Here is a 23,341-nt window from a genome sequence, read left to right on the forward strand (position 1 = left end):
GGAGCGCCGCGGCCGCCCCCAGGACAGTCGCGGCAACCCGGCGGGGCGCCCTCGCGGCTCCGTCAGCGGGACGCTAACCCGCGCGCCGCACCGGCGGTGTGGGCTGTTCGCACCACACGCGGGTCACAGATCGTCGACGCCGATCAGGCCGTCCTGGATGGCGCGCGCGACGAGCGCGGCCTTGGTCGGCGCCTCACGGCCGATGCGCGCGTACTTGACCCGGATCCGCTCCAGGTGGGAGTTGACCGTGCTGGCCGAGATCCCGAGCCGGAGCGCGACGAACTCCTTCGACTCGGACTGGAACCACTCGACGAGCACCTCGGCTTCACGCGCCGAAAGCGCGGGACGCGTCTCCGACCGGTCCCCGGCGAGCGCCCCGGCCAGCGACGGCGGCGTGTAGGGCCGGTCCTGCGCCGCGGCCCGCGTCGCCTCCACCAGGTGGTCGGCGCCTTCGGCCTTCGTCAGGTAGCAGAGCGCGCCGAGTTCGAGGCACTGCAGGGCGACGTCGTCGTCCGCGCGCATCGAGTAGACGACGACCCGGCGCCCGGCCTCGGCGAGCCGCCGCAGGTCCCCGAACGCCGGCGCGGGGCCGCCCAGGTGCAGGTCGAAGATGACCACGTCCGCGGTCGCGCCCGCGCCCAGCCAGGCGGCCTTGACGTCCTCGCCTTCCGCGACGACGTCGATCGGCGGGTCGCCGGCGGCCAGCCAGTACGCCACGCCGGCGCGCACCGCCGGGTGGTCGTCGACCACGACGGCCGTCACTCGGGTCGCCACCGCGCCTCCATCCAGGTCTGTCCGTCCCGTGAGTGGGACGCGACGGGGACCGCCGCCGATCCGCCGATTTCGGTGGTGCCGTCCGCGACGACCGCGACGCGGACGAGTTCGGGCGTGCGCAGGACGCTCACCCGGGCGCGCGTGCGGGCGGCGGCCAGCGCGGTGAGCACGGGCCCGGTCAGCTCGCGGCGCACCGGAGCCGGGACGTCCACCGGATCACCGCTGACGGCGAGCGCCACCGCCACCCCGCGCCGCTCGGCGACGTCGAGGCAGGCGCTGACCTCGTGCACGAGCGGATCGGGCACGTCGTCGTTCTCCGCGAAGAGCCGCCGCAGCTGCGCGGCGGCCAGCCCGCACCGAGCGCGCGCCTCGGCCGTGCGGGGATCGACGGTCCCATCGGCGAGCCCGGCCAGCAGCGGCAGGGTGGCCCCGAGCTGCTCGGCGAACCCGGTCCGCAGCGCCTCCCCGGCCTGCGCGGCGACGGCGGCCCGGGTGGCGAGCCGCTCCCGCTCGGCCCCCGCGGCGGCGGCTTCCCCCGCCCGCCGGTCGAGCAGCTCGATCAGCCCGGCGACGGCGAGCTGGAAGACGGTCACGCCGAACACCACGATGGCGGCATCCCCGAGTTCGGTCCGCGCGACGGGCCCGGCGACCAGGAATTGCCCGACGCTGGCGGCGGCGTGCACGGCGAGCGCGGTGAGGAGTGCGGGCACGCGGTCGGCGAGCAGGACCAGGAGGTGCCAGCCGACGAGCCCGAAGGACCAGTGGGGTTCGCGGAAGAAGGAGTCGGGCGGGAGAGCGGCGGTCGCCACGGAGGAAGCGGCGAGCACGACCAGGGTCCCGACGGCGGCGACGACGAGGGGGAGCGGCTTGCGGCGGAGCACCCACCAGGCGCAGGTGGCGGTGACGGCGGCGAGGACGGCGAAGGCGAGGTCGGCGGCGAGGGGTGGGCGGTAGGCGGCCTGGTGGTGGAGGAGGGGAGCGAGACCGAGCGCGGGCTGGATGACGGCGGTGACGCCGAGCAGCAGGATCCGGATGGCCGCGGCAAGCCGAACGGCGGGTTCGGTGGCGGCGCTTACGGCCGACTCACGCATTCGACTGCTCCAAAGCCACAGCGGCCTCGCGGCACCACCGCAACGTCACCGTCGTCCCCGCCCCAGGCCGGGACGCCACTTCCGCCGTCCCTCCGGCCGCCCGCATCCGCTCCACCACCGAGCCCCGCACCCCGCGGCGGGACAACGGCACGTCCCCCGGCTCGAAGCCGACCCCGCCGTCCGCCACCGTCACCTCGACCCCGCCGGGCACCGGAGCCAACCGCACCATGACTGACTTAGCGCCCGAGTGGCGCTCGGCGTTGCGCAGCGCCTCCTCCGCCGCCCGCACCAGCGCGAGGGCCGCCGCGGCCGGGATCTGCGGGACCGGCTCCCACACCGTCTCGACCGGCAAGGCACGCCCCGCCGACACCATGCGCAGCCCCGCTTCGAGGTCGACCGGGCCCTCCCCGCCGGTGAGGATCGCGAGGTCGTGGGCCGCGTAGCCGGCGACCGCCGCCGGGTCGGTCGTGGCGCCCGAGGCGACCGCCAGGAACGTCGCCGACGCCGTGTCGTGCAGGAGCGCCAGGTACTCGCGCTCGCGGCGGCGGCGGTCCCGGCTGAGGGCCGCCGCCTGCTCGACCGCCGCCTGTTCGGCGCGCGCGGTGTCGGTCCGGGCGGCCGCGCGGCCCAGGAACACGTACGCGAGGCGCGCGAGCACCGTCTCCACCACCACCCGCGCCACCACCGGCAGCCACGGGCCGAGGCCGGCGACGGCTCCGGTGGCGAGCAGCGCCACCAGCGCGGGCACGGTGAGCCGCGGCGGGTGTTCCCACTGCCACGTGATCGCGGTGATCGTCAGGACGTTGACCGCCCACAGGCTCGCTTCGCCGGGCACCGAGGTGATCCACGGCTGAGCCGCGCACACCGCCCCGGCGCGCAGCACGGACAGCGCGAACGACGTGCGCCGCCCGGCGAAGACGTCAGCGATGCCCGCGCCGAACGTCAGGGCGAGCAGGGCGAACGCGAGGGGGAGCGCGCCGCCGGGGGTGGCGACGACGCCGAAGACGCCGATGATGCCGGTCGCGACCGCGCGGGCCGGGCCGGCGAACTGGGCGACCGAAGCGCGGAGCTGGGATTCCACCGAGCCGGCCGGGCTGGTGGTCATCGCGCTCCCGGGAACGGCGGAAATCGGTCAGCCCGTTTCTACCACGCCGTGAAGGCCACCTCGCGGAACGCAAGGTGGCCTTCACGATCGGGGGTCAGGCGGGCAGGTTCACCAGGTCCGCCAGGCGGGCGCGGTGCTTGCCGGGCGTGCCCAGCGCCAGCTCGTCCGCCTTGGCGCGCTTGAGGTACAGGTGCGCCGGGTGCTCCCACGTCATCCCGATGCCGCCGTGCAGCTGGATCGCCTCTTCGACGGCGCGCACCGCGATCGGCGCGTTGCGGGCCTGCGCGACCGCGACCGAGATCGGCACGTCGGTGGCCGTGGCCAGGGCGTCCGCCGCGTTGCGGGCCGCCGCGCGGGCGAGGACCAGGTCCGTGTACAGGTTGGCCAGGCGGTGCTTCAGCGACTGGAACCCGCCGACCGGGCGGCCGAACTGGTAGCGGCCCTTCAGGTACGCCACCGTTTCGGTCAGGGCCCACTCCGCGACGCCCGTCTGCTCCGACGCGAGGATGCCCGCCCCGAACAGCAAGGCCTGCTCCAAAGCCGCGGCCGCTTCCGGGCCCGACGCGACCAGCGTGGCCGGTGCGTCCGAAAGCGACACATCCGCCACGCGCCGGGTCAGGTCGAACGAGACCAGCTCCGACACCGTCGCGTCCGCCGCGGAGACCACGTACAGCGCGGGGCCGTCCGGTCCCGCGGCCGGAACGACCAGCAGGTCCGCCACCGACGCGTCGGCGACCGTCCCGATCCGCCCGCTCAGCGTGCCCTCGGGTGACGCGGTCACCGACGACGGGAAACCCGCGCCCGGCGCCGTCGTCAGCGGCACGGCCAGCGCGCCGATCGCCTGCCCCGCCGCGAGCTTCCCGACGAAGTCGCGGGCACCGGCGGCCACCAGCGCCGTCGTCGCCAGCACGACGCTGCCCAGGAACGGCACCGGTGCCACGCTGCGGCCCAGCTCCTCGGCCACCACGGCGACCTCCCGGGCCGACGCGCCGTGCCCGCCCAGGTCCTCGGGCACCGCGAGCCCGGCCACGCCGACCTCGTCGGCCAGCGTGTGCCACAGCTTCAGGTCGTAACCCTCGGCCGTTTCGACGCGGGCCAGCAGCGCCTCGGCGGAAGCCTTGTCCTTCAACAGGTCCCGGACCGAAGCCCGCAGGTCTTCCTCGACGTCCGAATACAGCAGGTCAGTCATCGGGGGAGGTCCTTCCAGGCGACGTCCTTGTCGACACGCGGCTCCGAGGGCAGCCCCAGCACGCGCTCGGCGATGATGTTGCGCAGGACCTCCGAGGTGCCGCCCTCGATGGAGTTGCCCTTCGCGCGCAGGTAGCGGTAGCCGGCTTCGCGGCCGGTGAAGTCGACGATCGCCGGGCGCCGGAACGACCAGTCGTCGTAGGCCAGGCCCTCCTCGCCGAGCAGCTCGACCTCCAGGCCGGTGAGCGCCTGGTTCAGCTCGGAGAACGCGACCTTCATGGCCGAGCCTTCCGGCCCGGGCGCGCCCGCCGTCAGCTGCTGGCGCAGCCGGGTGCCGGCCAGCCGCAGCGTTTCCGCCTCGACCCAGCGCTGCACCAGCCGGTCACGCAGCTCGGGCGTGCGCAGCTCGGGCCGCTCGCGCCAGGTCTTCGCGACGATCCCGATCAGCCCGCCTTCGCGCGGCTGGACGTGCCCGCCGATCGCGACGCGCTCGTTCATCAGCGTCGTCTGCGCGACCTTCCAGCCTTCGCCGACCGCGCCGAGGCGCTGGCTGTCCGGGATCCGGACCTCGGTCAGGAAGACCTCGTTGAACTCGGCCTCGCCGGTGATCTGGCGCAGCGGCCGGACTTCGACGCCGGGCGCGGTCATGTCGCACAGGAAGTACGTCATGCCCTGGTGCTTCGGGACGTCCGGGTCGGTGCGGGTGACCAGGATCGCCCACTGCGACTCGTGCGCGCCCGACGTCCACACCTTCTGGCCGGTGACGATCCAGTCGTCGCCGTCGCGGACGGCCCGCGTGCCCAGCGCGGCGAGGTCGGAGCCGGCGCCCGGCTCGGAGAACAGCTGGCACCACACCTCCTCGCCGGTCCACAGTGGACGCAGGTAGCGCTCGCGCTGCTCCGGCGTGCCGAAGGCGAGGATGGTCGGTGCGGCCATGCCGAGGCCGATGCCGATCCGGCGCGGGTTGTTGTCCGGGGCGCCCGCGTCCGCGAACACACCGTCCACAACGGACTGCAGCGCGCGCGGCGCGTTCTGCCCGCCGAGGCCGGCGGGGAAGTGGATCCAGGCGAGGCCGGCGTCGAACCGGGCGCGCAGGAAGTCCATCCGGTCCGTCGTCTTGGGGTCGTGCGCGGCCAGGAACTCGGTCGCCTGGCGGGTCAGGTCTTCGGCGGTGACAGTCACTTCGCGCCCTCCGAGAGGTACTTCTTCAGCTCACGCCGGGCGAGTGAGCGCTTGTGGACCTCGTCCGGCCCGTCGGCCAGCCGCAGCGTGCGGTTCCCGGCCCACATCGCGGCCAGCGGGAAGTCCTGGCTGACGCCACCGGCGCCGTGCACCTGAACGGCCTTGTCGAGGATCCACTCGACGGTGATCGGCGTGGAGATCTTGATCGCCTGGATCTCGGTGTGCGCGCCCTGGTTGCCGACGGTGTCCATCAGCCACGCGGTCTTGAGCACCAGCAGCCGCTGCTGCTCGATCTTCACGCGGGATTCGGCGATCCAGTCCTGCACGACGCCCTGCTGCGCGATCGGCTTGCCGAACGCCTCGCGCGAAATCGCGCGGCGGCACATGAGTTCCAGCGCGCGCTCGGCCATCCCGATGGCGCGCATGCAGTGGTGGATGCGGCCCGGCCCGAGGCGCGCCTGGGCGATCGCGAAGCCGTCGCCCTCACCGGCGATGAGGTTCTCGACCGGCACACGGACGTCTTCGAACAGGACTTCGGCGTGGCCGCCGTGGTCGCTGTCGTCGTAGCCGAAGACGTGCATGCCGCGCTTGACCGTCAGGCCCGGCGTGTCGCGGGGGACCAGGATCATGCTCTGCTGCTTGTGCGGCGCGGCGTCCGGGTCGGTCTTGCCCATCACGATGAAGATCTGGCACGCGGGGTTCATCGCCCCGGAGATGTACCACTTGCGGCCGTTGATGACGTACTCGTCGCCGTCGCGCCGGATCGCGGTCTCGATGTTGCGGGCGTCGGAGGAGGCGACGTCCGGCTCGGTCATCGCGAACGCGGAGCGGATCTCCCCGGCCAGCAACGGTTCCAGCCACTGCTTCTGCTGCTGTTCGTTGCCGAACATGGCCAGCACTTCCATGTTCCCGGTGTCCGGGGCGGCGCAGTTGAGCGCGGTCGGCGCCAGCCGGATGCTGCGGCCGGTGATCTCCGCCAGCGGCGCGTACTGCAGGTTCGTCAAGCCCGCGCCGTGGTCGCCGGGGAGGAAGAAGTTCCACAGGCCGCGCTTGCGGGCCTCGGCCTTCAGCTCGTCCATGACCGGCGGGATGGCCCACGGGTCGTCGCGTTCGGCGAGCTGCCGCTCGAACACGGGCTCGGCGGGGTAGATGTGCGAGTCCATGAACTCGAGGAGCTTCCCGCGCAGCTCCTCGGTCTTCTCGTCGAACGCGAAGTCCATTTACTTCTCCTCTTTGAGAATCTCGTTGCCGTGCGAGATGAGCAGCGGGACACCGGCCCCGACGCCTTCGAAGCCCGCGCCGACCGTCTTGCCCTGCGTGTAGCGGTAGTGGATGCCTTCCAGGATCACGGCCAGCTTGAAGAACGCGAAGCTGACGTACCAGTTCAGCTGCGAGACGTCCCGCCCCGAACGTTCGGCGTAGCGCCGCACGACCTCGTCGGTGGTCGGGTAGCCCGGCGCGGAGCTGGCGTTGGAGACGAACTGCAGCGACACCTTGTCGCGCTCGGCGTAGGCCACCAGCAGCGCGAGGTCGGTCAGCGGATCGCCGAGCGTCGACATCTCCCAGTCGAGCACCGCGGAGATCTCGTCGTCGGAGTCGACCAGGACGTTGTCGAGGCGGTAGTCGCCGTGGATGATCGACGGCTTCCCGGACACCGGCACCGCCGCGGCGAGCCGGTCGTGCAGCTCCTCGATGCCGTCGAGGTCGCGGCTGCGCGAGGCGTCGAGCTGCTTCTTCCACCGCCGCAGCTGCCGCTCGAGGAAGCCTTCCGGCCGGCCGAAGTCGCCGAGCCCGACCGTGGCCGGGTCGACGGCGTGCAGGTCGACGAGCGTGTCGACCAGCGCGTCGGCGATGGCCCGGGTGCGCTCTTCCCCGAGTTCCGCGAGTTCTTCGGCGGTCCGGTAGGGGGTGCCCTCGACGAAGCTCATGACGTAGAACTGCGCGCCGATGACGTCCGCGTCCTCGCACAGCAGGATCGCCTCGGGCACCGGCACGGCGGTGTCGCGCAGGCCGGAGATCACCCGGAACTCGCGGGTCATGTCGTGCGCGGTGGGCAGCACGTGCCCGAGCGGCGGGCGGCGCACCACCCAGCGCGACCGGCCGTCGCCGACCACGTAGGTGAGGTTCGACCGGCCGCCTTCCACGACGTCCGCGGTCAGCTCCCCGGCGACCAGGCCGGGCCGGTGCGCGTCCAGGTGGGCGCGCAGGCGGCCCAGGTCAAGGCCCGGCGGGTCGGTCGGGTTCATCCAGCCTCCTCAAGCTCCGTGGGGGCGAGCATACCGACTAGTCGGTATGACGTACAGAGAGGTTAGGGTGCGGAGCTTTCACGTGAAAGCTCCGCACCCGGGACGTCACGCGAGGAACCGCGTCACCCATTCGGCGACGCAAGCGGGCTTCGCTTCGCCGTCGATCTCGACCGTCCACTTCGACACCGCCTGCTTGCCGCCCGGGATGTCGGTGACCTCCACCAGCTCGGCCCCGGCGCGCACCTTCGAGCCGACCTTCACCGGCTGCGGGAAGCGGACCTTGTTGAGGCCGTAGTTGATGCCCATCTTGATGCCGTTGACCTTGTAGATCTTCGGGCCGAACGCGGAGAGCAGCGACAGCGTCAGGAAGCCGTGGGCGATGGTCCCGCCGAACGGGCCCGCGGTCGCCATCGGCTCGTCGACGTGGATCCACTGGTGGTCGTCGGTGGCGTCGGCGAACTGGTTCACCCGCTCCTGGGTGACCGTCAGCCACTCGCTGTACCCGAGGTGCTCGCCGACCGCGGCGGCGAAGGCGTCGAGGTTGTCGAATTCGCGCACGATGCTCAGTCCTTCGGTCCGCCGGCGACGTAGATGACCTGGCCGGACACGAACCCGGCACCCTCACTGACCAGGAACGACGCCAGGTTGGCGATGTCGTCTGGCGTACCGACGCGCTGCACCGGGATCTGCGACGCGGCCGCGGCCTTGAAGTCCTCGAAGCTCATGCCGAGCCGTTCGGCGGTCGCCGCGGTCATGTCGGTGGCGATGAAGCCCGGCGCGATCGCGTTCGCGGTGACGTTGAACTTGCCCAGCTCGATGGCGAGGGTCTTGGTGAAGCCCTGCATGCCGGCCTTGGCGGCGGAGTAGTTGACCTGGCCGCGGTTGCCCAGCGCCGACGTGCTCGACAGGTTGACGATCCGGCCGTACTTCTCCTGAGTCATGTACTTCTGCACCGCGCGGGTCATCAGGAAGGAGCCCTTGAGGTGCACGCCGAGCACGGAATCCCACTCCTGCTCGGTCATCTTGAAGATCAGGTTGTCGCGGGTGATCCCGGCGTTGTTGACCAGCACGACGGGCGGGCCGAGCTCGTCGGCGACCCGGCCGACGGCCGCCTCGACCTGCTCGGCGTCACTGACGTCCAGCGCGACACCGACGGCCTTGCCACCCTTCGCGACGATCGCCTCTGCGCCCTGCTTGACGCCGGCCTCGTCCAGGTCCAGCAGTCCGACGGCGAAACCGTCCTCGGCCAGCCGCGCGGCCACGGCGGCACCGATACCGCGGCCGGCACCGGTGACCACGGCGACACGGGAAGGGGAATCGGTCACGGGGGACCTCCTCGTCGTTGAAGAAGCGGGCTCGTGCCCGCGAGCCTACTAAGCGGTTGCTTTTTTGACGATACGCGGGAGGGGACCCCGGTGGGGTGTGGGCACGCGCAGATCATAGCCACGGGTTTGGGCGGACCCGGGCACCTGACACGGTGAACCGTCGCCGTCCGGGTGACCGCCGCGCCATCGGTGCTCCTCGACGGCTGGGTAGCCTCAACGGGGGGTGATCATTGTGGGCTTGATCGATCTGGCTGATCCGGACTTTCGTGTTTGCCGGATCTCCTTTGATCTGCTGCTGACGATCCAAAGGGAAGCGGAGGAGCGGGGCTGGGCCACCAGGTGGACTTCGGTGGGTGCCCTGCGCAGCCAAGTCAAGGACGGTGACCTGCTGCTCAGGTCGCTGATGCGTGAGCATGACGGAGAAGGCGCTGTTCGCGCCTACCGCTGCCAGGTTCTGTTTTCGGCGGTGGAAGACGGGAAGGGCGGCGGGGTCGTCACGGTCGACCTGGATCCGGAGCGGTTTGGATCTCTGGCGCGGCTCGATCGCGATTCGGACGTCCGCCAAGCTTTCGCGCGGGTGTTTTCCCTTGCCATGGACGGGATCGCACTGGTTCCGAAGCTTTAGTCCAGCCGCTCGAGTTGCTCCCGGACGGCGGCCGCTTCCGCATGGCCGAGCCGGTCGAGGATGGCCAGCGCGTGGCGCAGTGCCGAGCGCTCGGCGTCGCCGTCGCCGGTGACGTGGTGGACGGTGGCGATGTGGCGCAGGGTGGTCGCCTGCGTGTAGTGGTTCCGGTGCTGTTCCCGGATGTGCAGGGCCTCCAGGTAGCAGGCCAACGCTCGACGGGGGTCGCCGGCGCCCAGGTAGGCACTGCCCAGGCAACCCAGCGTGTGGGCCTGGCCGTCGGGGTCGGCGTCGAGGCGGCGGAACAGAGCGAGGGCTTGCCGGCTGTAGGGCAGAGCCTGGGCGTGGTGCCCGGCTCCGAGCAGGCACCAGCCGATGTTGTTCAGTGCCTTGGCCTCCCAGACCCCGGCGCCGCTCGCGCGGGCGAGCGCGAAGGCGTGCCTGGTGTGCTCGAGGGCGCGGGCGGTGTCGCCGGTGCAGACGTCGAGGTAGCCGAGCGCGTAGTTCGTGTGTGCCTGACCGGCGATGTCGTCTTGGAAGAGTTCGAGCGCGCGATCGAGGTGGCCGCGGGCTTCGGCGAACTCGTCGCGGCGGATGAGCGCGCGGGCCAGCAGGCGGTGGGCGTAGGCCCGCTCGGTGGGGCCGGCGACTTGGCGCACCGCTTCGAGTGCGGCGCGCTGGGTGCTGACGAAGTCGCGCCAGTGGCCGTGCCGGTCGAGGTGGGTGACGAGGCAGCGGGCCAGCCGCCAGGTGTGCGAGCTGGACCAGGCCGTGTCTTCGATCAGGGTGACCAGGACGGCGTGGTCGGCGGCGAACCACGCGGCGGCCTGGTCGGCGTCGGCGATCGCCTCGGGGCGGGTGCCGGGCTGCGGGGCTTCGAGCGCGACGGGCTCCCAGGGCGAACCCAGGTGCGCGTCGGCGGCGGCGCCGGTGTGCAGGTAGTGGTCGAGCATCCGGAGGATCGCCGCGTCCTGCTCCGGTGGCGGGTCCTCGTGCGCGCGGCGCCGCGCGTAGAGGCGGGTCAGGTCGTGAAAGCCGTATCGGTCGCCGGGGCGGGTCTCCAGCAGGTGGACGCGGGTCAATTCGTCGAGCAGGCGGTCGGCGTCCCGTGCCGCGATCGAGGTCGCGGCGGCCGCGCTGAAGTCGGGGCCGGGATGCAGGCTCAGCAGCCGGAACAGCGTCGCGGCGGCCGGGCTGAGCGCGTCGTAGGACCAGGAGAACACGGTACTGATGTTCACGCCCGGCTCGCCGGAATCCATGGTGTCGAGCCGGGCGTCGCGCAGCCGCTGGGCCAGCATGCGAAACGCCAGGTCGGGCCGGTCGGCGAGGCGGGCGCCCAGGATCGTCAGCGCGAGCGGCATCCGCGCGCACTGCTCGACGAGCTCTCCGGTGGCGCCGGGTTCGGCGGCCACCCGGCCGTCCCCGACGAGCGCGCCCAGCAACGCGGCGCATTCGCCGGTGTCCAGGCCGTCCATCCGGATGGCGCGTGCACCGGCTTGGGCGACGAGGCCGGTCAGCCGCTGCCTGCTGGTGACGATGACGTAGCAGGCGCCGTTGCCCGGCAGCAGGTGCTGGACCTGGTCGCTGTCGCGGGCGTTGTCCAGGACGATCAGCATCCGGCGGCCGGCCAGCATGCTGCGGTACAACGCGGCTTGGGCGTCGAGGTCGAGTGAAGGCGTGTCGTGCGGTGCGCCGAGTGCGTGCAGGAAGCCCCACAGCGCCTCGCCGGGTTGCATGGCCGCGGCGGGGGAGAAGCCGCGCAGGTTGACGTAGAGCTGGCCGTCGGGAAATCGATTCGTGTGCTGCCAGGCCCAGTGGATCGCCAGCGCCGACTTGCCGATCCCGGCCATGCCCTCGATCGTCGAGATCGCGACCGGATCCGGGCTCGCCGCGGCCTGTTCGACGTGCGCGGTCAAGGCGGCCAGTTGCCCGCGGCGGCCGACGAAGTGCCGCACGGTGCCGGGCAGCTGCCGGGGCACGCAGCGGGGCGGCTCGGCATGCAGGTGGACGTCACCGTGCACTTCGGCGGTTTGCAGGACGTGGCCGGCGGTCGTACCTGTGACGATGTAGCGCGGCTCGTCTCGGCTCACAGCCGGCAACGGTAGCGGACGACCGGGTCGGAAGCCGCGATCGCCTGCTGTGTACGCTGGCGCAATTGAAAACAGCGCACCAAGATCCAATTCCGGTCGACTCGAAGATCCGCCACTAGTATTCACTTGGTGAACGAACTTGACTTCAGAGCAGGATCGCGAACAATCGGATGAACGGCGGACGAGCAACCGGATCGATGGCGAAGTGCACGGTGCCGCGTTCCAGGCGCGTGATATCGAGGGGGACGTTTACCTCGCCGGTCACGATCTGTCTGTCGAGCTGCACGAACACTACGGTGCTGGCTTCACCGGTGCGAGACGAGCATGCGCGGATACCGCGGCGGACGTGTGCCCCTACCCGACGGGGATGGCGCCGTTCCGGGCCGAGCAGCACGACTGGTTTTTCGGCCGGGACTGCCTGACGGCGGAGCTCGTCGACCGCCTGGATCGACGGTTGCAAGGTGCCGGCGGTCTGCTCATGGTCGTGGCTCCCTCGGGCGCGGGGAAGTCCTCGCTGTTGCAGGCCGGCTTGGTTTCCCGGCTCGAAGCCGGCGCGCTAACCGGTTCCCGGAACTGGCCCCGCTGGTTTCTCACACCTTCTTCCCGGCCGATGACGGCGTTGGCCGCGGAAATCGCCGATTTCCTGGACGTCACCCACGAAGAGGCCTCGAGGATTGCCCGGGAACCAGACCACTGCCGGCACCGGATACACCAGGTTGTCCAGCGACGAGCCGCCGCCGGTGACCCGGAAAGCGCCCGGCTGGTACTCATTGTCGATCAGCTCGAAGAACTGTTCACGATGTGCCGGGATCAAACCGAACGGGAGCTGTTCGTCGACCTGATCTCCCGCCTGGCCCAGCGCGGCCCCGGCGCACAGCCCGCGGCCGCGCTGGTGGTCTGCGGCCTGCGGGCGGATTTCTACGCCCGGTGCGCCGACTACCCGCAGTTGTGCCGGGCTCTGCAGGACGACCAGATATTCGTGGGACCCCTGTCGCGAGACGGGCTGCGCGACGCGATCGTCAACCCGTTGGCGCGCGCCAAGCTGCGCATCGAGCCCGGACTGGTCGACCTGCTGCTGCGCGACCTCGGTGCGACTTCGGCCACCGACGCCGGTGCGGGGTACGAAGCGGGCCGGCTGCCGCTGTTGGCTCACGCACTTCGGGCGACCTGGCGCGAACGACACGGCCGGACCCTGACCGTCGAGGGCTATCGCGCCACCGGCGGGATCGAGCACGCCGTCGCGACGAGCGCCGATCGCGTCTTCACCGCCTTGGGCGTCGACGAGCGGCGCATCGCCCGCACGGTGTTCCTGCGCCTGATCAAGATCGGCGACGGCATGGAGGACACCCGCCTGCGTGTGCCGCGTACCGAAATTCACGCGCACGTCGGTGATTCGCAGCCGGTCGCCACGGTAGTGGACGCGTTCACCCGAGCCCGTCTCCTGACGCAGACCGAGCACACCGTCGAGATCACGCACGAAGCACTCCTCCGTGCGTGGCCTCTGCTGCACGGCTGGGTCGACGCCGACCGGGCCGGCAATCTCCGGCGCCAGGAACTGGAGGAAGCCGCCACGCGGTGGGAAAGCGACGGCCGTGACGCGGAAGTCCTCCTGGCCGGCAACCGGCTCGACGGCTTGCTCGAGTGGCGACGCGACTACACCGACGACGTCAGTCCGCTCGCGCACGAGTTCCTCGAGGCATCGAGCCGGTACCAGCGGCGCAGGGAAAGGAAGCGCCGCGGCCTCCTCGCGTTGCTGGCCGCCGTCGCGCTGTTCGCATCGGGCGCAGTGGGCTTTGCCTACCAGCAAAAAGACCAAGCGGCAGCACTGCGCGAGGCCGCGACCTTCGGCCACGTCGTGGCGCAAGCCGACCGCATCCGCGGCGCCGACGCGTCACTGGCCGCGCAACTGGATCTCGCCGCCTACCGCATGCAGCCCGGCAACCACGCTCTCGCCACGAACCTGCTCGCCACGGAGAACCTTGCGCTGTCCACGCCGCTCACCGGCCACACCGGTGCTGTCCACGCCACGGCGTTCAGCCCGACCCGCCCGGTGGTGGCCAGTGGCAGCAGCGACGGGACCGTGCGGCTGTGGGACATCAGCGACCTGACCCGGCCCGTGCCGATCGGGCCACCGCTGCTCGGGCACACCAAGGCCGTCAACTCCGTGGCGTTCAGCCCGGACGGTCACACGCTGGCCAGCGCGGGCAGCGACGGAAGCGTCCGGCTGTGGAAGGTCGGGGATCCGGCGCACCCGGTCGCCGTTCCGCACAACGGCTCGGACCACCCGGGGATCATCTATTCGGTGGCGTTCAGCCCCGGCGGCGACACCTTGGCCTCCGCCAACGACGACGGCACCGTCCGGCTTTGGGACATCACCGGCGACACCCGCCTGATCCCGGTCAATCCGGTCCTGCCCGGCCCCGTCGGAATCGCCTATTCGGTGACCTTCAGCCCGGACGGTCACACCCTGGCCACCGCCAACAGCGACGGGACCCTCCGGCTCTGGAAGTTCACCCGATCAAGCGGTCCCGTGCGGCTGGGCAAGCCGATCCCCGCGCACACCGATTTCGCGCAGGCCGTCACCTTCAGTCCCGACGGCCATCTGCTCGTCAGTGCCGGCCGCGACCGCACAGTCCGGTTGTGGGATGTCACCGATCCCGTCCACCCCACCCCCGTCGGCGGCGCTTTGACCGGCCACACCGGCGCCGTGTACTCGGTGACGACCAGTCCGGACGGCCGGCTGCTGGCCAGCGCTTCCGGCGACGGCACCGTCCGGCTCTGGAACATCACCAACCCCGCCCACCCCGTTGCACTGGGCCGGCCGCTGAGCGGCCACACCGGAGCGGTCGGATCGGTGGTTTTCAGCCCCGACAACCGCACCTTGGCCACAGCGGGAGACGACCACACCGTCCGGCTCTGGACCCTGCCCGACACCACCTTGGTCGGGCACACCGAGCCGGTCACCGCCGTGGTCGTCAGCCCGACCGGCCACTTCGCGGCCAGCGCCGGCGGCGACGGGACGGTCCGGCTGTGGGATCTCGCCAACCCGGTGCGTCCCGGGCACCTCGGTGACCCCTGGGACGTGTCGGCCAAGCCGGTGAACGCGCTGGCTTTCCGGCCCGACGGTCAGGTGCTCGCGACCGCCGGCGGCGACGGAAAGGTCCGGTTGTGGGATCTCACCGACCCGGTGCACCCCGTCCGGCTCGGGCGCCCGCTCACGGTGTCCGTCAAGCAAGTCGATTCGGTCGACTTCAGTCCGGACGGCACGATGCTGGCCACCACCGGCGGCAACGACACCGTGCGCCTCTGGAACGTTGCCACCCCGGGACGTCCCGTCCCTCTCGGGCGCCCGTTCGCGGGCCACGCGGCGACGTTCAGTCCCGACGGTCGCGTCCTCGCCAGCGCGGGTACCGACCAGACAGTTCAGCTCTGGGACATCGCGAACCCCGCTCAGCCCGTACTCGACGGTGCACCGCTGATCGGGCACACCAACGAGATCCTCGCCGTCACCTTCAGCCCCGACGGTCGTACCCTCGCGACCAGCGGAGCCGACCAGACCGTGCGTCTGTGGAACGTCGCCGACCCCCGACGTGCGACGGAGTGGGGTCCGCCCCTCGTCGGCCACACCGATTCGGTGCGCTCTCTCACGTTCAGCCTCGACAGCCGCACGCTGGCCAGCGCCAGCAGCGACCAGACCATCCAGCTGTGGGACCTCACCGATCCCGCCCACGCCACCACCGACCAGGCCCTCACCGGACCGGCACTCGAGAACACCAGTGTCGAGTTCGGCCGCGGCAACATCCTCCTCAGCGGCAGCGCGGACGAAACGCTGAGGGTTTGGACCCTCGACGTCGGGCAAGCCATCGCGCGGCTGTGCGCTGCCACCCGCAACGTACTGACCCCACAACGGTGGCGTCAGTACGTTTCCGCCGAAACCCCGTACGAGGAACCCTGTCCGCACAAGCTCGATCCATGACCCGCTTTCAGGACCAGGCGATCTCGCCGGTGCGGGAGACGAAGCGCCCGGAACTGGCGCCGGGTTTCTCGGTGGCCAGGGCGACGATGGCGTCCGTGCCCTCGGTGACGGTCTGCGGGCCGCTGTGGCCGTTGAGGTCCGTTGCCGTGTAGCCGGGGTCCGCGGCGTTGACGCGGATGTCGGGAAACGCCTTCGCGTACTGCGTGGTCAGCATTGTCAGCGCCGCCTTCGAAGCGGTGTAGAGCGGTGCGACGACCTTGGACTCGGGGCGCGACGGGTCGTGGGTGAGGGCGAGGGAGCCCATTCCGCTGCTGACGTTGATGATCACCGGGTCCGCCGAGCGGCGCAGCAGCGGGAGGAACGCGGTGGTCGTGCGGACCACGCCGGCGAGGTTGACGTCGAAGACAGCCAGGGCGTCGGCGCCGGTCAGTGCGGAGGGGTCGCCGGCTGGGCCGTGGATGCCGGCGTTGTTGATCAGCACGTCGATCGTGCCCTCGTGCTCGGCGACGTCGGCGGCCGCGGCGGCGACGGATGCCTCGTCGGTCACGTCGATGGGCACGAACCGCGCGCCGACCGCGGCGGCGGCTTTCGCGCCAGCCTCCGGGTCGCGGGCGCCGACCAGCACGGTGTGGCCGGCTTCGACGAGACGGCGGGCGGTCTCGCGGCCGAGACCCTTGTTCGCTCCGGTGATGAAGGTGATCGTCATGCCTTCGATCTTCGGCCCGCCGGGGCGCGGGCGGCCAGGGATGCCTCGACGGTAGGACCAGCGGTACCACCCTCGATCCGTGCCCGGCGGCCGTGGCCGGGGGAAGATGGGCGCATGAGCACGACGTCCGGGGCCGGGCTGGGCGCGATGATCCGCACCTGGCGGGATCGGCTGCCGCCCTCGGCCGCGGCGTTGCCGGTGGGCCGCAACCGCCGCACGGCGGGGCTGCGCCGGGAGGAGCTCGCCGACCTCGCGGGCTTGTCGGTCGACTACGTCGTCCGCCTGGAGCAGGGCCGGGCCATCACGCCTTCCGTGCAGGTGGTCGCCTCCCTCGCGCGGGCGTTGCAGCTTTCGGGCCCCGAACGGGATCACCTGTACCGGCTCGCCGGGCTCACCCCGCCCGCCGACGGCACGATCTCCGACCACATCCCGCCCGGGGTCCACCGCGTGCTTTCCCGGCTCGGCGACGTCGCGGTCGCGGTGTTCGCGGCCGATTGGCAGCTGGTCTGGTGGAACCGCAGCTGGGCCGCGCTGCTGGGCGACCCTTCGGCCGCGGAGCCGCGCCTGCGCAACTTCGCCCGCGACCGGTTCCCGCTGGGCTCGGGTCCCGCTCGCCTGGCCCAGTGGCCCGTGACCGAGCTCGACGCCGAGACCACGGACCTCGCCGTCGTCGCCGACCTGCGCCGCGCCACCGGACGTTTTCCGCGGGACGCCCGTCTCGCCGGGCTGATCCGGGAGCTGACCGCGGGCAACCGGCGGTTCGCGCGGCTGTGGGCCACCGGTGCCGTCGGCGGCCACCGTGAGGACGAGAAGACGATCCACCACCCTTCGGTGGGACCGGTCGAGGTGAACTGCGACGTGCTGGGGGACGGCGACACCGAGCTGAAGATCGTGATCATGACCGCCGTCCCCGGCAGCACCGCCGAGACCAAGCTGCAGCTGGCCGCGGCCGGTGGTCAGCCGGCGCGCTCGCCGAGCAGCGCGATGAGCGCGTCGGCGGCGGGGGCCGACGAGGCCGGGTTCTGACCGGTGATCAGCAGTCCGTCCCGCACGACGTAGGGCTGCCAGTCGTCGGACTTGGCGTAGTGGCCGCCCAGCTTGGTGAGCTCGTCCTCGACGAGGAACGGGACGACGTCGGTGAGCTGCACCGCGGCCTCCTCGGCGTTGGAGAAGCCGGTGACGTTCTTGCCCTGGACCAACGGCGTGCCGTCTCCGTTCGTGGTGTGGCGCAACACACCGGGCGCGTGGCACACCAGCGTGACCGGCTTGCCCGCACGCAGGGTGCTTTCGATCAACCGGGCGGAGTCCTTGTCTTCGGCGAGGTCCCACAGCGGGCCGTGCCCGCCGGGGTAGAAGACGGCGTCGAAGCCGTCGGCGGCGACGGAATCCAGGCGCACGGTGTTCGCCAGCGCCGCGGTCGCGTCGGGGTCGGCCTCGAAGCGGCGCGTGTCGTCGGTCTGGGAGTCCGGCTGGTTGCTCACCGGGTCGAGCGGCGGCTGACCGCCCGCCGGCGAGGCGAGCACGATCTCCCAGCCCGCGTCCTTGAAGCGGTAGTAGGGCGCGGCCAGTTCTTCGAGCCAGAAGCCGGTCTTGCGCCCGGTGCCACCGAGTTCGTCGTGCGACGTGAGAACCACGAGTACCTTCATTTTTCCTCCATCTAGTAGACCAGTCGTCTCCACCTGGGCAAAAGCCTCTGCCGGAGACGTCGTGCGTTTTATTGACCCAGGAGCCGGCGGGTCGCCGCCATCGTCGTGTCCAGCGAGGCCCGGCTGCGGTGGATCTTGGCCAGGACACTGGCGCCCAGCCACATGTTGTAGAGAACCTCCGCGGTCGCGTGGGGTTCCCCGTCGACGGTGAGCGAACCGTCCTGCCGGCCCTGCTCGATCGTTCGCTCGAGCCGATCGACGATCGCGGTCGTGCCTTCCTTGAGCGCGAGGCGCATGGCTTCGGACAGGTCGGCCACCTCGGCGCCCAGCTTCACCGCGAGACACCGGCCATGGCATTCGTCGAGGCTCTGCGTCTCGTACCACTGCTGCCAGTAGTCCATCAGCCGCGCGGCGGCCGACCGGTCACTCCGCCCCAAGATGCGGTCCATGTCGGCGAGGTACTCCTGGAAGTAGCTCTTCATCATGGCCTCGCCGAAGGCGTCCTTCGAGGCGAAGTAGTGGTAGAAGGAGCCCTTCGGCACGCCCGCTTCGGCGAGCACCTCGTTGATGCCGACCGCGGCGTACCCCTTGTGGGCCATGATCCGCTGGGCGGAATCGAGAATGGCCCGGCGGGTGTCCGTGGCTCCTGGTGCGGTGGGCATGGTGGCCACGATAGCACCGGATTAGACCGGTCGTCTAGCGGCGTCGCCTCGGAGAAAACCCGGGCGGCTCGGTCAGCGGGTCGGCGGTGGGCCGAGGATCTCGATGCCGTTCAACGCGGCCGCGTGGCCGAGCGCGGCGGGGTCGATCGGCCCGGGATCGGGCAGCCGCCGCTCGCGTGCGGGCTCGCCGGCGGCCGCGGCGAACTTCTCGAAGCCGCCCGGCGTGGTGATCTGCAGGGTGTGCAGCGGTTCGTCGGGGCCGACCAGGAAGGTGTGCGCGGAGCCGACCGGGAACAGCACGAAGTCGCCGGGGCCGGCGTGGAACACCTCGTCGTCGCAGTGGAAGCGGCCGGTGCCGGAGATGATGTGGAACATCTCGTCCTCGTGCAGGTGGCGGTGCAGCGGCGGCGCGAAGCCCGGGGGATTGAGGAACTCGACCACCGTGAGGTTGCCGCGCGTCTCGGCGCCGGTGACCTTGACCGTCATCAGGTTGCCCAGGAACCAGAACGCCTCTCCCTCGTCGGGTCTGCGGACGTAAGGCCGGGTCTCGGTTCCGGTCATGGCACTCGCCCCATTTCGATAGACACTGTCTAGTGACTAGTGTTGTAGTCTCCTCAATTGATGGGAGATGTCAAGGGGGGCAAGACCACCCGGCGGTACAGCTCGGCGGTCCGCGAGGAGAGCGCCCGCCGCACCCGGCGGGCGATCACGGCCGCGGCGGCGGAGCTGTTCGTCGCCCGCGGCTACGACGCCACCTCGCTGGCGGACATCGCGTCGGCCGCGGGGGTCGCCCGGCCCACCGTGTTCGCCGCGTTCGGCTCGAAGGCCGCCCTGCTGAAGTGGCTGGTGGACCAGGCGCTCGCGGGCGACGACGAACCGGTGGCGGTCGCCGACCGGCCGTGGTTCCAGCCGGTGTGGCAGGCGAAAACCCAGCGCGCGGTCCTCGACGCCTACGCCGAGGTGTGCACGCTCATCGGCGAGCGCGCCTGGCCGCTGTTCGAGGTGGTCCGCCGCGCCGCCGACCCGGCTTCGGACGTCGCGGACCTGTGGGCGACGCTGGTCGCCAACCGCCGCGCGGGCGCGGCCATGGTCATCGACCGGCTATTGGAATTCGGCCCGCTGGACGATTCGCGCGACCGGTCCGTGGACGCGCTGTGGGTGCTCAACGACCCCGCCCACTACGGTTCGCTGGTCAGCCGGTGCGGCTGGACGGCCCCGGAATTCCGCGCCTGGCTGTCCGGTCAGATGGCCGCCGCGATCCTTTAGCCGGCCTTCGGCAAAAGCGGACTATGCTCCGTTTGATGAACGAGCCCACGACGATGCGCGCGGACGCGACCCGCAACCGCGACCAGGTGCTCGAGGTGGCGACCCGGCTGTTCATGGCAGCCGAAGGCGAGCCGTCGATGCGGGCGATCGCCCGCGAGGCCGGAGTCGGCATCGCCACGCTCTACCGCCACTTCCCAACCCGCGAATCCCTGGTCGACGCGGTCTACCGCGACCAGGTCAGCCGGCTGACGACCGGCGCCCACGACCTGCTCGCCCAGCTACCCCCAGCCGCGGCGATGCGACGCTGGATGAACTTGTTCGGCGACTGGATCGCGGCCAAGAACGGCATGCTCGACACGCTCCTGGCCATGATCGAGTCAGGCGAGATCGCCCACGCCGAAACCCGAACCGAGCTCCTGACAGCCATCACAACAATCCTCGACGCCGGCGCCGAAGCAGGCGACATCCGCACCGACATCACGCCGGAAGACATCGCGGCCGCCCTGATCGGCATCTTCACGGTGGCCCCCCACCCCAACCACAAAGCCCAGGCAACCCGCCTGCTGAACCTCCTGATGGACGGCCTCCGCCCCACGCAGGCTGAGTGACAGGAACTCACCAGAGCCTGCCCGTCCGGCGAGGACACACCCCGAAAGAGCAACCGGAAACTCACGACGTCGGCGGAGCCCCCGCATCAAGCCGATACCCGACACCACGAACCGTCCGAATGAGCTGAGGCCGCCCCAGCTTCGTGCGCGCAGTGGCAATGTGCACGTCAAGCGAACGCGAAGCGGCCGCGTCGCCAATGCCCCAGACCTCGGCAAGGATCTCCCCGCGCGAAAGCGTCTGCCCCGGCTTACGGGCCAGCAGCGCCAAAATGGCGAATTCCTTGCGAGACAAAGCGACCACGTTCCCAGCGACCCGAGCTTCGTGCCGGTCGAGGTCAACCTCGACATCGCCGAACCGCAGAACGTGAGCCCCTCCAGCGGCCGGTGGCGGGGCCCCCCGACGGCCCACCGCGAGGACCCGAGCCCGCAGTTCTTCCGCAGCGAACGGCTTGACCAGGTAATCGTCCGCACCGCCGGTCACCGCCGCGACGCGGTCATCGAGGGTGTTCTGCACGAGGAGAAGCACAGCGGTCCCAATCCGCCGCTGCCGCAGCGTCCCAGCCTCGACGGGGGTCAAATAGTCGTGGTCGAGAACCACAATCCGGGCAGCCCCGAGCGACTCGCAGACGTCTTCGCCCGAATCCGCCCGCCGGACCGTGAGTCCGGACCGGCTGAGCGTCCCGGTGATCGCGACGGCGAGGTCGTCGTCGGCCGTCGCGACGAGCACGTCGACCGGAGGCTCGGCCGGCGTCGGGCGTTCGGCGGGGGTTTCCCCGGAGACCGCGTACCGGGTGCGCAGGAAGGCGAGGCCGGCCGCGACAGCGGCGTACTCCGGCGCGTCCGGCGGAGTTCCGGCCAGCGCGTCCCGGGCGAAGGACACGGCCTGGTCGAGATCGCGCCGGTCCCCGCCGCGGTCGTACCGCAAGCGATGTGCGGCCGAAAGGTTCGCCAGCACCTGCGCGCGTTGGGGCCGGTCGCCGGGCATGCGGTCCACGGCCTGGTTGAGGACGTCGATCGCCTCGTCGGCGCCGGCGGCGTCGTCCCGGTACCCCGCCCAGGTCAGCTGGAGAGCGCCGAGGTTGGCCAGCGCCTCGGCGTTGGGGGCCTCGGCGGGGGCCGCGTCGATCGCCTCCCGCAGCACCATCAGGGCTTCCTCGAGATCGGCCTCGGCGCCCGAACGCTCGTACGTGGCGGTCAAGGCGGACGCGAGCCCGGAGAGGAGCTGCGGCCGTTGCGGCGAATCCGGTGGTGATCCGGCGAGCGCGCGGCGCAGGGTTGCGGCCGCTTCGGCGAGCGTGGCCGGGTCGTCGTGCCGTCGCGACCACATGAGCAGCGCGCCGCCGAGCTCGGAGAGCAGGGCTGTCCGGCTGGGCCCGTCGGTGACGACCGAGGCGCCCGCGCGTAGCGCCTCGACCGCGTCTTCGAGGTTCGCGAGCTTGCCGCCGTAGGCGTACTCCAGGCGCAGCGCGATCCCGAGGCTCGCCAGCACGACGGGCTCGACCTGCGCGGCGCCGCCGAGGCGTTCGGCCAGTTCGAGGCAGCTGCGCGCGCCTCGCTCGGCCAGCCGCAGCGCCTCGCCGGTGTTCCCGGCTTCGGCCGCACGCAGGGCCGCGTCGACCCAGGCGGCCGCGTCGATCGGCTCAGTCACCGGTGTCCTCCGTGGCGGGGAAGAAGGATTCGAGCACCTGCCGGGCGAGGTTCGGGTCGTAGATCCACAGCACCTCCGAGCGCGGGCCGACCGAGCGGTCCAGTTTCATCAGGGGCCGCGGCACCGGCTCGTCGCCGATGCCGTCCGCCTCGGGCAGGGGGTCGCTCAGGTCGCGGACCGCCACCCAGAGCTTCTTGAACCGGACCGGGTCGCCGCCGAGGTGCCCGACGATCCGGGACACCACCTCCCACGACGGGCAGCTCGCGCCGTTCAGCAGGTTCCCGATCGTGGTGTGGGACGCGCCGGTCGCTTTCGCGATGGTCCGCAGGCTCGGATCGCCGGAGCTCCGGCGCAGCACCCGCAGCTCGGTGCACAGCCGCTCGAGCGGCCCGGCCGACGGGTCCGGCACCCGCTGTCCTCCCCCGTCGTCCGGCAAATACTGGCACGCACTGTACCGGGTTCGTCAGGACGTGTCCCTCGTGTGGCAAGACCTCTTCCCGGGGACCGGCGCCCCGGGCCATGGTCGGGGTGGATCACCGGACGAGGGGAGAACGCCCATGCCGTACAACGTCCTTTACGTCGGGCTGGCCGCGGCCGCGGTGCCCGCGGTTTCGGCGCTGACGTGGCTCATCGGCCTGGCGATGACCCTTCGCGGCAGCGAACCGCGGGAGCGGCCGGCCTTGTTGCGCGCGTACGCCGGCGCCGAGCGGCGCAGGGGGCGGCGGTGACGGGTCAGCCGGCGCAGGGACCGAAGTACAGGCACTCGACCGCCGCGCGGGGGTCGAGGGACTCCGCCCGGGGTTCCAGTTCGTCGAGCAGGCTCGCGATGCGGTCGAGGTCGGCCTCGCCGCCGGGGGTGAAGGGGACGAAGCGCTCGGCCGTGCCGTGGACCGGGCAGCCGTTGGTGTGGAGGTTTCCCGCCGCTACCACGGCGAAGACCTCGGTGCCGTTGTCGTCGAAGGTGAAGTAGCTCTGGAGGCGGACCGGGGTCGTCGTCGCGACCTCGTTGATGTGCTGCCCGCCGAAGCTGGCGGGGTAGTGCCAGCCGGCCGTGGGGTCGTCGGCGAAGCGGTCGTGGCCCGGGTCGCGCCCGCCCGCCAGGTGCCAGCCGCGCGCGAGGAGGAACTCGTGCACGGCGAGCTGGCGGGCGAACAGCGGGTCGGTCGTCATCGTGGGTCCCTCCCGAACGCGGCGATGTACCCGCCC

23 protein-coding genes are annotated in these 23,341 nt (G+C 71.5%); 6 read left to right on the forward strand and 17 right to left on the reverse strand.

Going from position 1 to position 23,341, the window contains the following annotated elements; translation table 11 throughout:
• Window positions 1-123 precede the first annotated feature (123 nt).
• The 9 genes from H4696_RS01675 to fabG all read right to left on the reverse strand — a co-directional run bounded on the left by H4696_RS01675 (window position 124) and on the right by fabG (window position 8,911).
• Window positions 124-774, reverse strand: a complete 651-nt coding sequence (locus H4696_RS01675; protein WP_192781999.1) for a response regulator transcription factor — start codon at window positions 772-774, stop codon at window positions 124-126.
• Window positions 759-1,865 carry a hypothetical protein gene (locus H4696_RS01680; RefSeq protein ID WP_086863204.1) on the reverse strand — a complete coding sequence of 369 codons (1,107 nt, stop codon included), beginning with the start codon at window positions 1,863-1,865 and terminating at the stop codon, window positions 759-761. The genes H4696_RS01675 and H4696_RS01680 overlap by 16 nt, the downstream gene beginning before the upstream one ends.
• On the reverse strand, window positions 1,858-2,970 hold the full coding sequence (locus H4696_RS01685) for a sensor histidine kinase (protein ID WP_086863205.1): 1,113 nt from the start codon (window positions 2,968-2,970) through the stop codon (window positions 1,858-1,860). The genes H4696_RS01680 and H4696_RS01685 overlap by 8 nt, the downstream gene beginning before the upstream one ends.
• Window positions 2,971-3,064: 94 nt before the next feature.
• Window positions 3,065-4,159, reverse strand: a complete 1,095-nt coding sequence (locus H4696_RS01690) for an acyl-CoA dehydrogenase family protein (RefSeq protein WP_192782000.1) — start codon at window positions 4,157-4,159, stop codon at window positions 3,065-3,067.
• Window positions 4,156-5,340 carry an acyl-CoA dehydrogenase family protein gene (locus H4696_RS01695; RefSeq protein WP_192782001.1) on the reverse strand — a complete coding sequence of 395 codons (1,185 nt, stop codon included), beginning with the start codon at window positions 5,338-5,340 and terminating at the stop codon, window positions 4,156-4,158. The genes H4696_RS01690 and H4696_RS01695 overlap by 4 nt, the downstream gene beginning before the upstream one ends.
• Window positions 5,337-6,560, reverse strand: coding sequence for an acyl-CoA dehydrogenase family protein (locus H4696_RS01700; RefSeq protein WP_086864005.1), 1,224 nt, complete (start codon window positions 6,558-6,560; stop codon window positions 5,337-5,339). Before H4696_RS01700 ends, H4696_RS01695 begins: the two co-directional genes overlap by 4 nt.
• Complete coding sequence (locus H4696_RS01705) at window positions 6,561-7,586, reverse strand: phosphotransferase family protein (protein WP_086864006.1); 1,026 nt, start codon at window positions 7,584-7,586, stop codon at window positions 6,561-6,563.
• A 105-nt stretch (window positions 7,587-7,691) separates the two neighbouring features.
• Complete coding sequence (locus tag H4696_RS01710) at window positions 7,692-8,144, reverse strand: MaoC family dehydratase (protein ID WP_086864007.1); 453 nt, start codon at window positions 8,142-8,144, stop codon at window positions 7,692-7,694.
• A gap of 5 nt (window positions 8,145-8,149) precedes the next feature.
• Complete coding sequence (gene fabG / locus H4696_RS01715) at window positions 8,150-8,911, reverse strand: 3-oxoacyl-ACP reductase FabG (protein WP_086864008.1); 762 nt, start codon at window positions 8,909-8,911, stop codon at window positions 8,150-8,152.
• A 232-nt stretch (window positions 8,912-9,143) separates the two neighbouring features.
• Between fabG and H4696_RS01720 the strand changes: the two genes are divergently transcribed.
• A complete protein-coding gene (locus H4696_RS01720; protein WP_086864031.1) occupies window positions 9,144-9,536 on the forward strand; it encodes a hypothetical protein in 393 nt (130 codons plus the stop codon).
• Here H4696_RS01720 and H4696_RS01725 read toward each other — a convergent pair.
• Window positions 9,533-11,623: an ATP-binding protein gene (locus H4696_RS01725; RefSeq protein ID WP_086864009.1), complete on the reverse strand. Its 2,091-nt coding sequence runs from the start codon at window positions 11,621-11,623 to the stop codon at window positions 9,533-9,535. The genes H4696_RS01720 and H4696_RS01725 overlap by 4 nt on opposite strands.
• 139 nt (window positions 11,624-11,762) lie before the next feature.
• Between H4696_RS01725 and H4696_RS01730 the strand changes: the two genes are divergently transcribed.
• A complete protein-coding gene (locus H4696_RS01730) occupies window positions 11,763-15,599 on the forward strand; it encodes an nSTAND1 domain-containing NTPase (protein WP_143265347.1) in 3,837 nt (1,278 codons plus the stop codon).
• Between the two features lie 7 nt (window positions 15,600-15,606).
• Here H4696_RS01730 and H4696_RS01735 read toward each other — a convergent pair whose 3' ends face one another.
• Window positions 15,607-16,305, reverse strand: coding sequence for an SDR family NAD(P)-dependent oxidoreductase (locus H4696_RS01735; protein ID WP_086864011.1), 699 nt, complete (start codon window positions 16,303-16,305; stop codon window positions 15,607-15,609).
• Between the two features lie 114 nt (window positions 16,306-16,419).
• Here H4696_RS01735 and H4696_RS01740 point away from each other — a divergent pair, with 114 nt between their 5' ends.
• Window positions 16,420-17,331, forward strand: coding sequence for a helix-turn-helix transcriptional regulator (locus H4696_RS01740; RefSeq protein WP_086864012.1), 912 nt, complete (start codon window positions 16,420-16,422; stop codon window positions 17,329-17,331).
• Here the strand turns inward: H4696_RS01740 and H4696_RS01745 are convergent.
• The 3 genes from H4696_RS01745 to H4696_RS01755 all read right to left on the reverse strand — a co-directional run bounded on the left by H4696_RS01745 (window position 17,262) and on the right by H4696_RS01755 (window position 19,174).
• Window positions 17,262-17,951 carry a type 1 glutamine amidotransferase domain-containing protein gene (locus H4696_RS01745; RefSeq protein WP_086864013.1) on the reverse strand — a complete coding sequence of 230 codons (690 nt, stop codon included), beginning with the start codon at window positions 17,949-17,951 and terminating at the stop codon, window positions 17,262-17,264. The genes H4696_RS01740 and H4696_RS01745 overlap by 70 nt on opposite strands.
• A gap of 68 nt (window positions 17,952-18,019) precedes the next feature.
• A complete protein-coding gene (locus H4696_RS01750; RefSeq protein ID WP_086864032.1) occupies window positions 18,020-18,613 on the reverse strand; it encodes a TetR/AcrR family transcriptional regulator in 594 nt (197 codons plus the stop codon).
• A gap of 72 nt (window positions 18,614-18,685) precedes the next feature.
• Entirely contained in the window at window positions 18,686-19,174 is a 489-nt protein-coding gene (locus tag H4696_RS01755) for a cupin domain-containing protein (protein WP_086864014.1), read from the reverse strand.
• Window positions 19,175-19,234: 60 nt separating this feature from the next.
• Between H4696_RS01755 and H4696_RS01760 the strand changes: the two genes are divergently transcribed.
• Both H4696_RS01760 and H4696_RS01765 read left to right on the forward strand, forming a co-directional pair.
• Window positions 19,235-19,879, forward strand: coding sequence for a TetR/AcrR family transcriptional regulator (locus H4696_RS01760; protein ID WP_086864015.1), 645 nt, complete (start codon window positions 19,235-19,237; stop codon window positions 19,877-19,879).
• 35 nt (window positions 19,880-19,914) lie between these two features.
• Complete coding sequence (locus H4696_RS01765; RefSeq protein ID WP_086864016.1) at window positions 19,915-20,487, forward strand: TetR/AcrR family transcriptional regulator; 573 nt, start codon at window positions 19,915-19,917, stop codon at window positions 20,485-20,487.
• A gap of 61 nt (window positions 20,488-20,548) precedes the next feature.
• On the opposite strand, the gene H4696_RS51095 is transcribed toward H4696_RS01765, so the two are convergent.
• Both H4696_RS51095 and H4696_RS01775 read right to left on the reverse strand, forming a co-directional pair.
• Entirely contained in the window at window positions 20,549-22,135 is a 1,587-nt protein-coding gene (locus tag H4696_RS51095) for a response regulator transcription factor (RefSeq protein ID WP_249027184.1), read from the reverse strand.
• Window positions 22,128-22,544 (reverse strand): helix-turn-helix domain-containing protein, encoded by a 417-nt coding sequence (locus H4696_RS01775; RefSeq protein ID WP_086864017.1) that lies wholly within the window; start codon window positions 22,542-22,544, stop codon window positions 22,128-22,130. Before H4696_RS01775 ends, H4696_RS51095 begins: the two co-directional genes overlap by 8 nt.
• Window positions 22,545-22,692: 148 nt before the next feature.
• Here H4696_RS01775 and H4696_RS01780 point away from each other — a divergent pair, with 148 nt between their 5' ends.
• Entirely contained in the window at window positions 22,693-22,863 is a 171-nt protein-coding gene (locus H4696_RS01780) for a hypothetical protein (protein ID WP_158104406.1), read from the forward strand.
• Between the two features lie 4 nt (window positions 22,864-22,867).
• Here H4696_RS01780 and H4696_RS01785 read toward each other — a convergent pair whose 3' ends face one another.
• On the reverse strand, window positions 22,868-23,305 hold the full coding sequence (locus H4696_RS01785) for a hypothetical protein (protein WP_086864018.1): 438 nt from the start codon (window positions 23,303-23,305) through the stop codon (window positions 22,868-22,870).
• Window positions 23,306-23,341: the final 36 nt, after the last annotated feature.

The sequence above is a fragment of the Amycolatopsis lexingtonensis genome (genome assembly GCF_014873755.1).
Classification (GTDB): Bacteria; Actinomycetota; Actinomycetes; order Mycobacteriales; family Pseudonocardiaceae; genus Amycolatopsis; species Amycolatopsis lexingtonensis.

Excerpts from the sequence above, each read along its gene's own strand:
- H4696_RS01680 (WP_086863204.1), bottom strand. The coding sequence starts at position 1,865 with ATGCGTGAGTCGGCCGTAAGCGCCGCCACCGAACCCGCCGTTCGGCTT.
- H4696_RS01685 (WP_086863205.1), bottom strand. The coding sequence starts at position 2,970 with ATGACCACCAGCCCGGCCGGCTCGGTGGAATCCCAGCTCCGCGCTTCG.
- H4696_RS01690 (WP_192782000.1), bottom strand. The coding sequence starts at position 4,159 with ATGACTGACCTGCTGTATTCGGACGTCGAGGAAGACCTGCGGGCTTCG.
- H4696_RS01700 (WP_086864005.1), bottom strand. The coding sequence starts at position 6,560 with ATGGACTTCGCGTTCGACGAGAAGACCGAGGAGCTGCGCGGGAAGCTC.
- H4696_RS01705 (WP_086864006.1), bottom strand. The coding sequence starts at position 7,586 with ATGAACCCGACCGACCCGCCGGGCCTTGACCTGGGCCGCCTGCGCGCC.
- H4696_RS01735 (WP_086864011.1), bottom strand. The coding sequence starts at position 16,305 with ATGACGATCACCTTCATCACCGGAGCGAACAAGGGTCTCGGCCGCGAG.
- H4696_RS01740 (WP_086864012.1), top strand. The coding sequence starts at position 16,420 with ATGAGCACGACGTCCGGGGCCGGGCTGGGCGCGATGATCCGCACCTGG.
- H4696_RS01745 (WP_086864013.1), bottom strand. The coding sequence starts at position 17,951 with ATGAAGGTACTCGTGGTTCTCACGTCGCACGACGAACTCGGTGGCACC.
- H4696_RS01750 (WP_086864032.1), bottom strand. The coding sequence starts at position 18,613 with ATGCCCACCGCACCAGGAGCCACGGACACCCGCCGGGCCATTCTCGAT.
- H4696_RS01755 (WP_086864014.1), bottom strand. The coding sequence starts at position 19,174 with ATGACCGGAACCGAGACCCGGCCTTACGTCCGCAGACCCGACGAGGGA.
- H4696_RS01760 (WP_086864015.1), top strand. The coding sequence starts at position 19,235 with ATGGGAGATGTCAAGGGGGGCAAGACCACCCGGCGGTACAGCTCGGCG.
- H4696_RS01765 (WP_086864016.1), top strand. The coding sequence starts at position 19,915 with ATGAACGAGCCCACGACGATGCGCGCGGACGCGACCCGCAACCGCGAC.
- H4696_RS01780 (WP_158104406.1), top strand. The coding sequence starts at position 22,693 with ATGCCGTACAACGTCCTTTACGTCGGGCTGGCCGCGGCCGCGGTGCCC.
- H4696_RS01785 (WP_086864018.1), bottom strand. The coding sequence starts at position 23,305 with ATGACGACCGACCCGCTGTTCGCCCGCCAGCTCGCCGTGCACGAGTTC.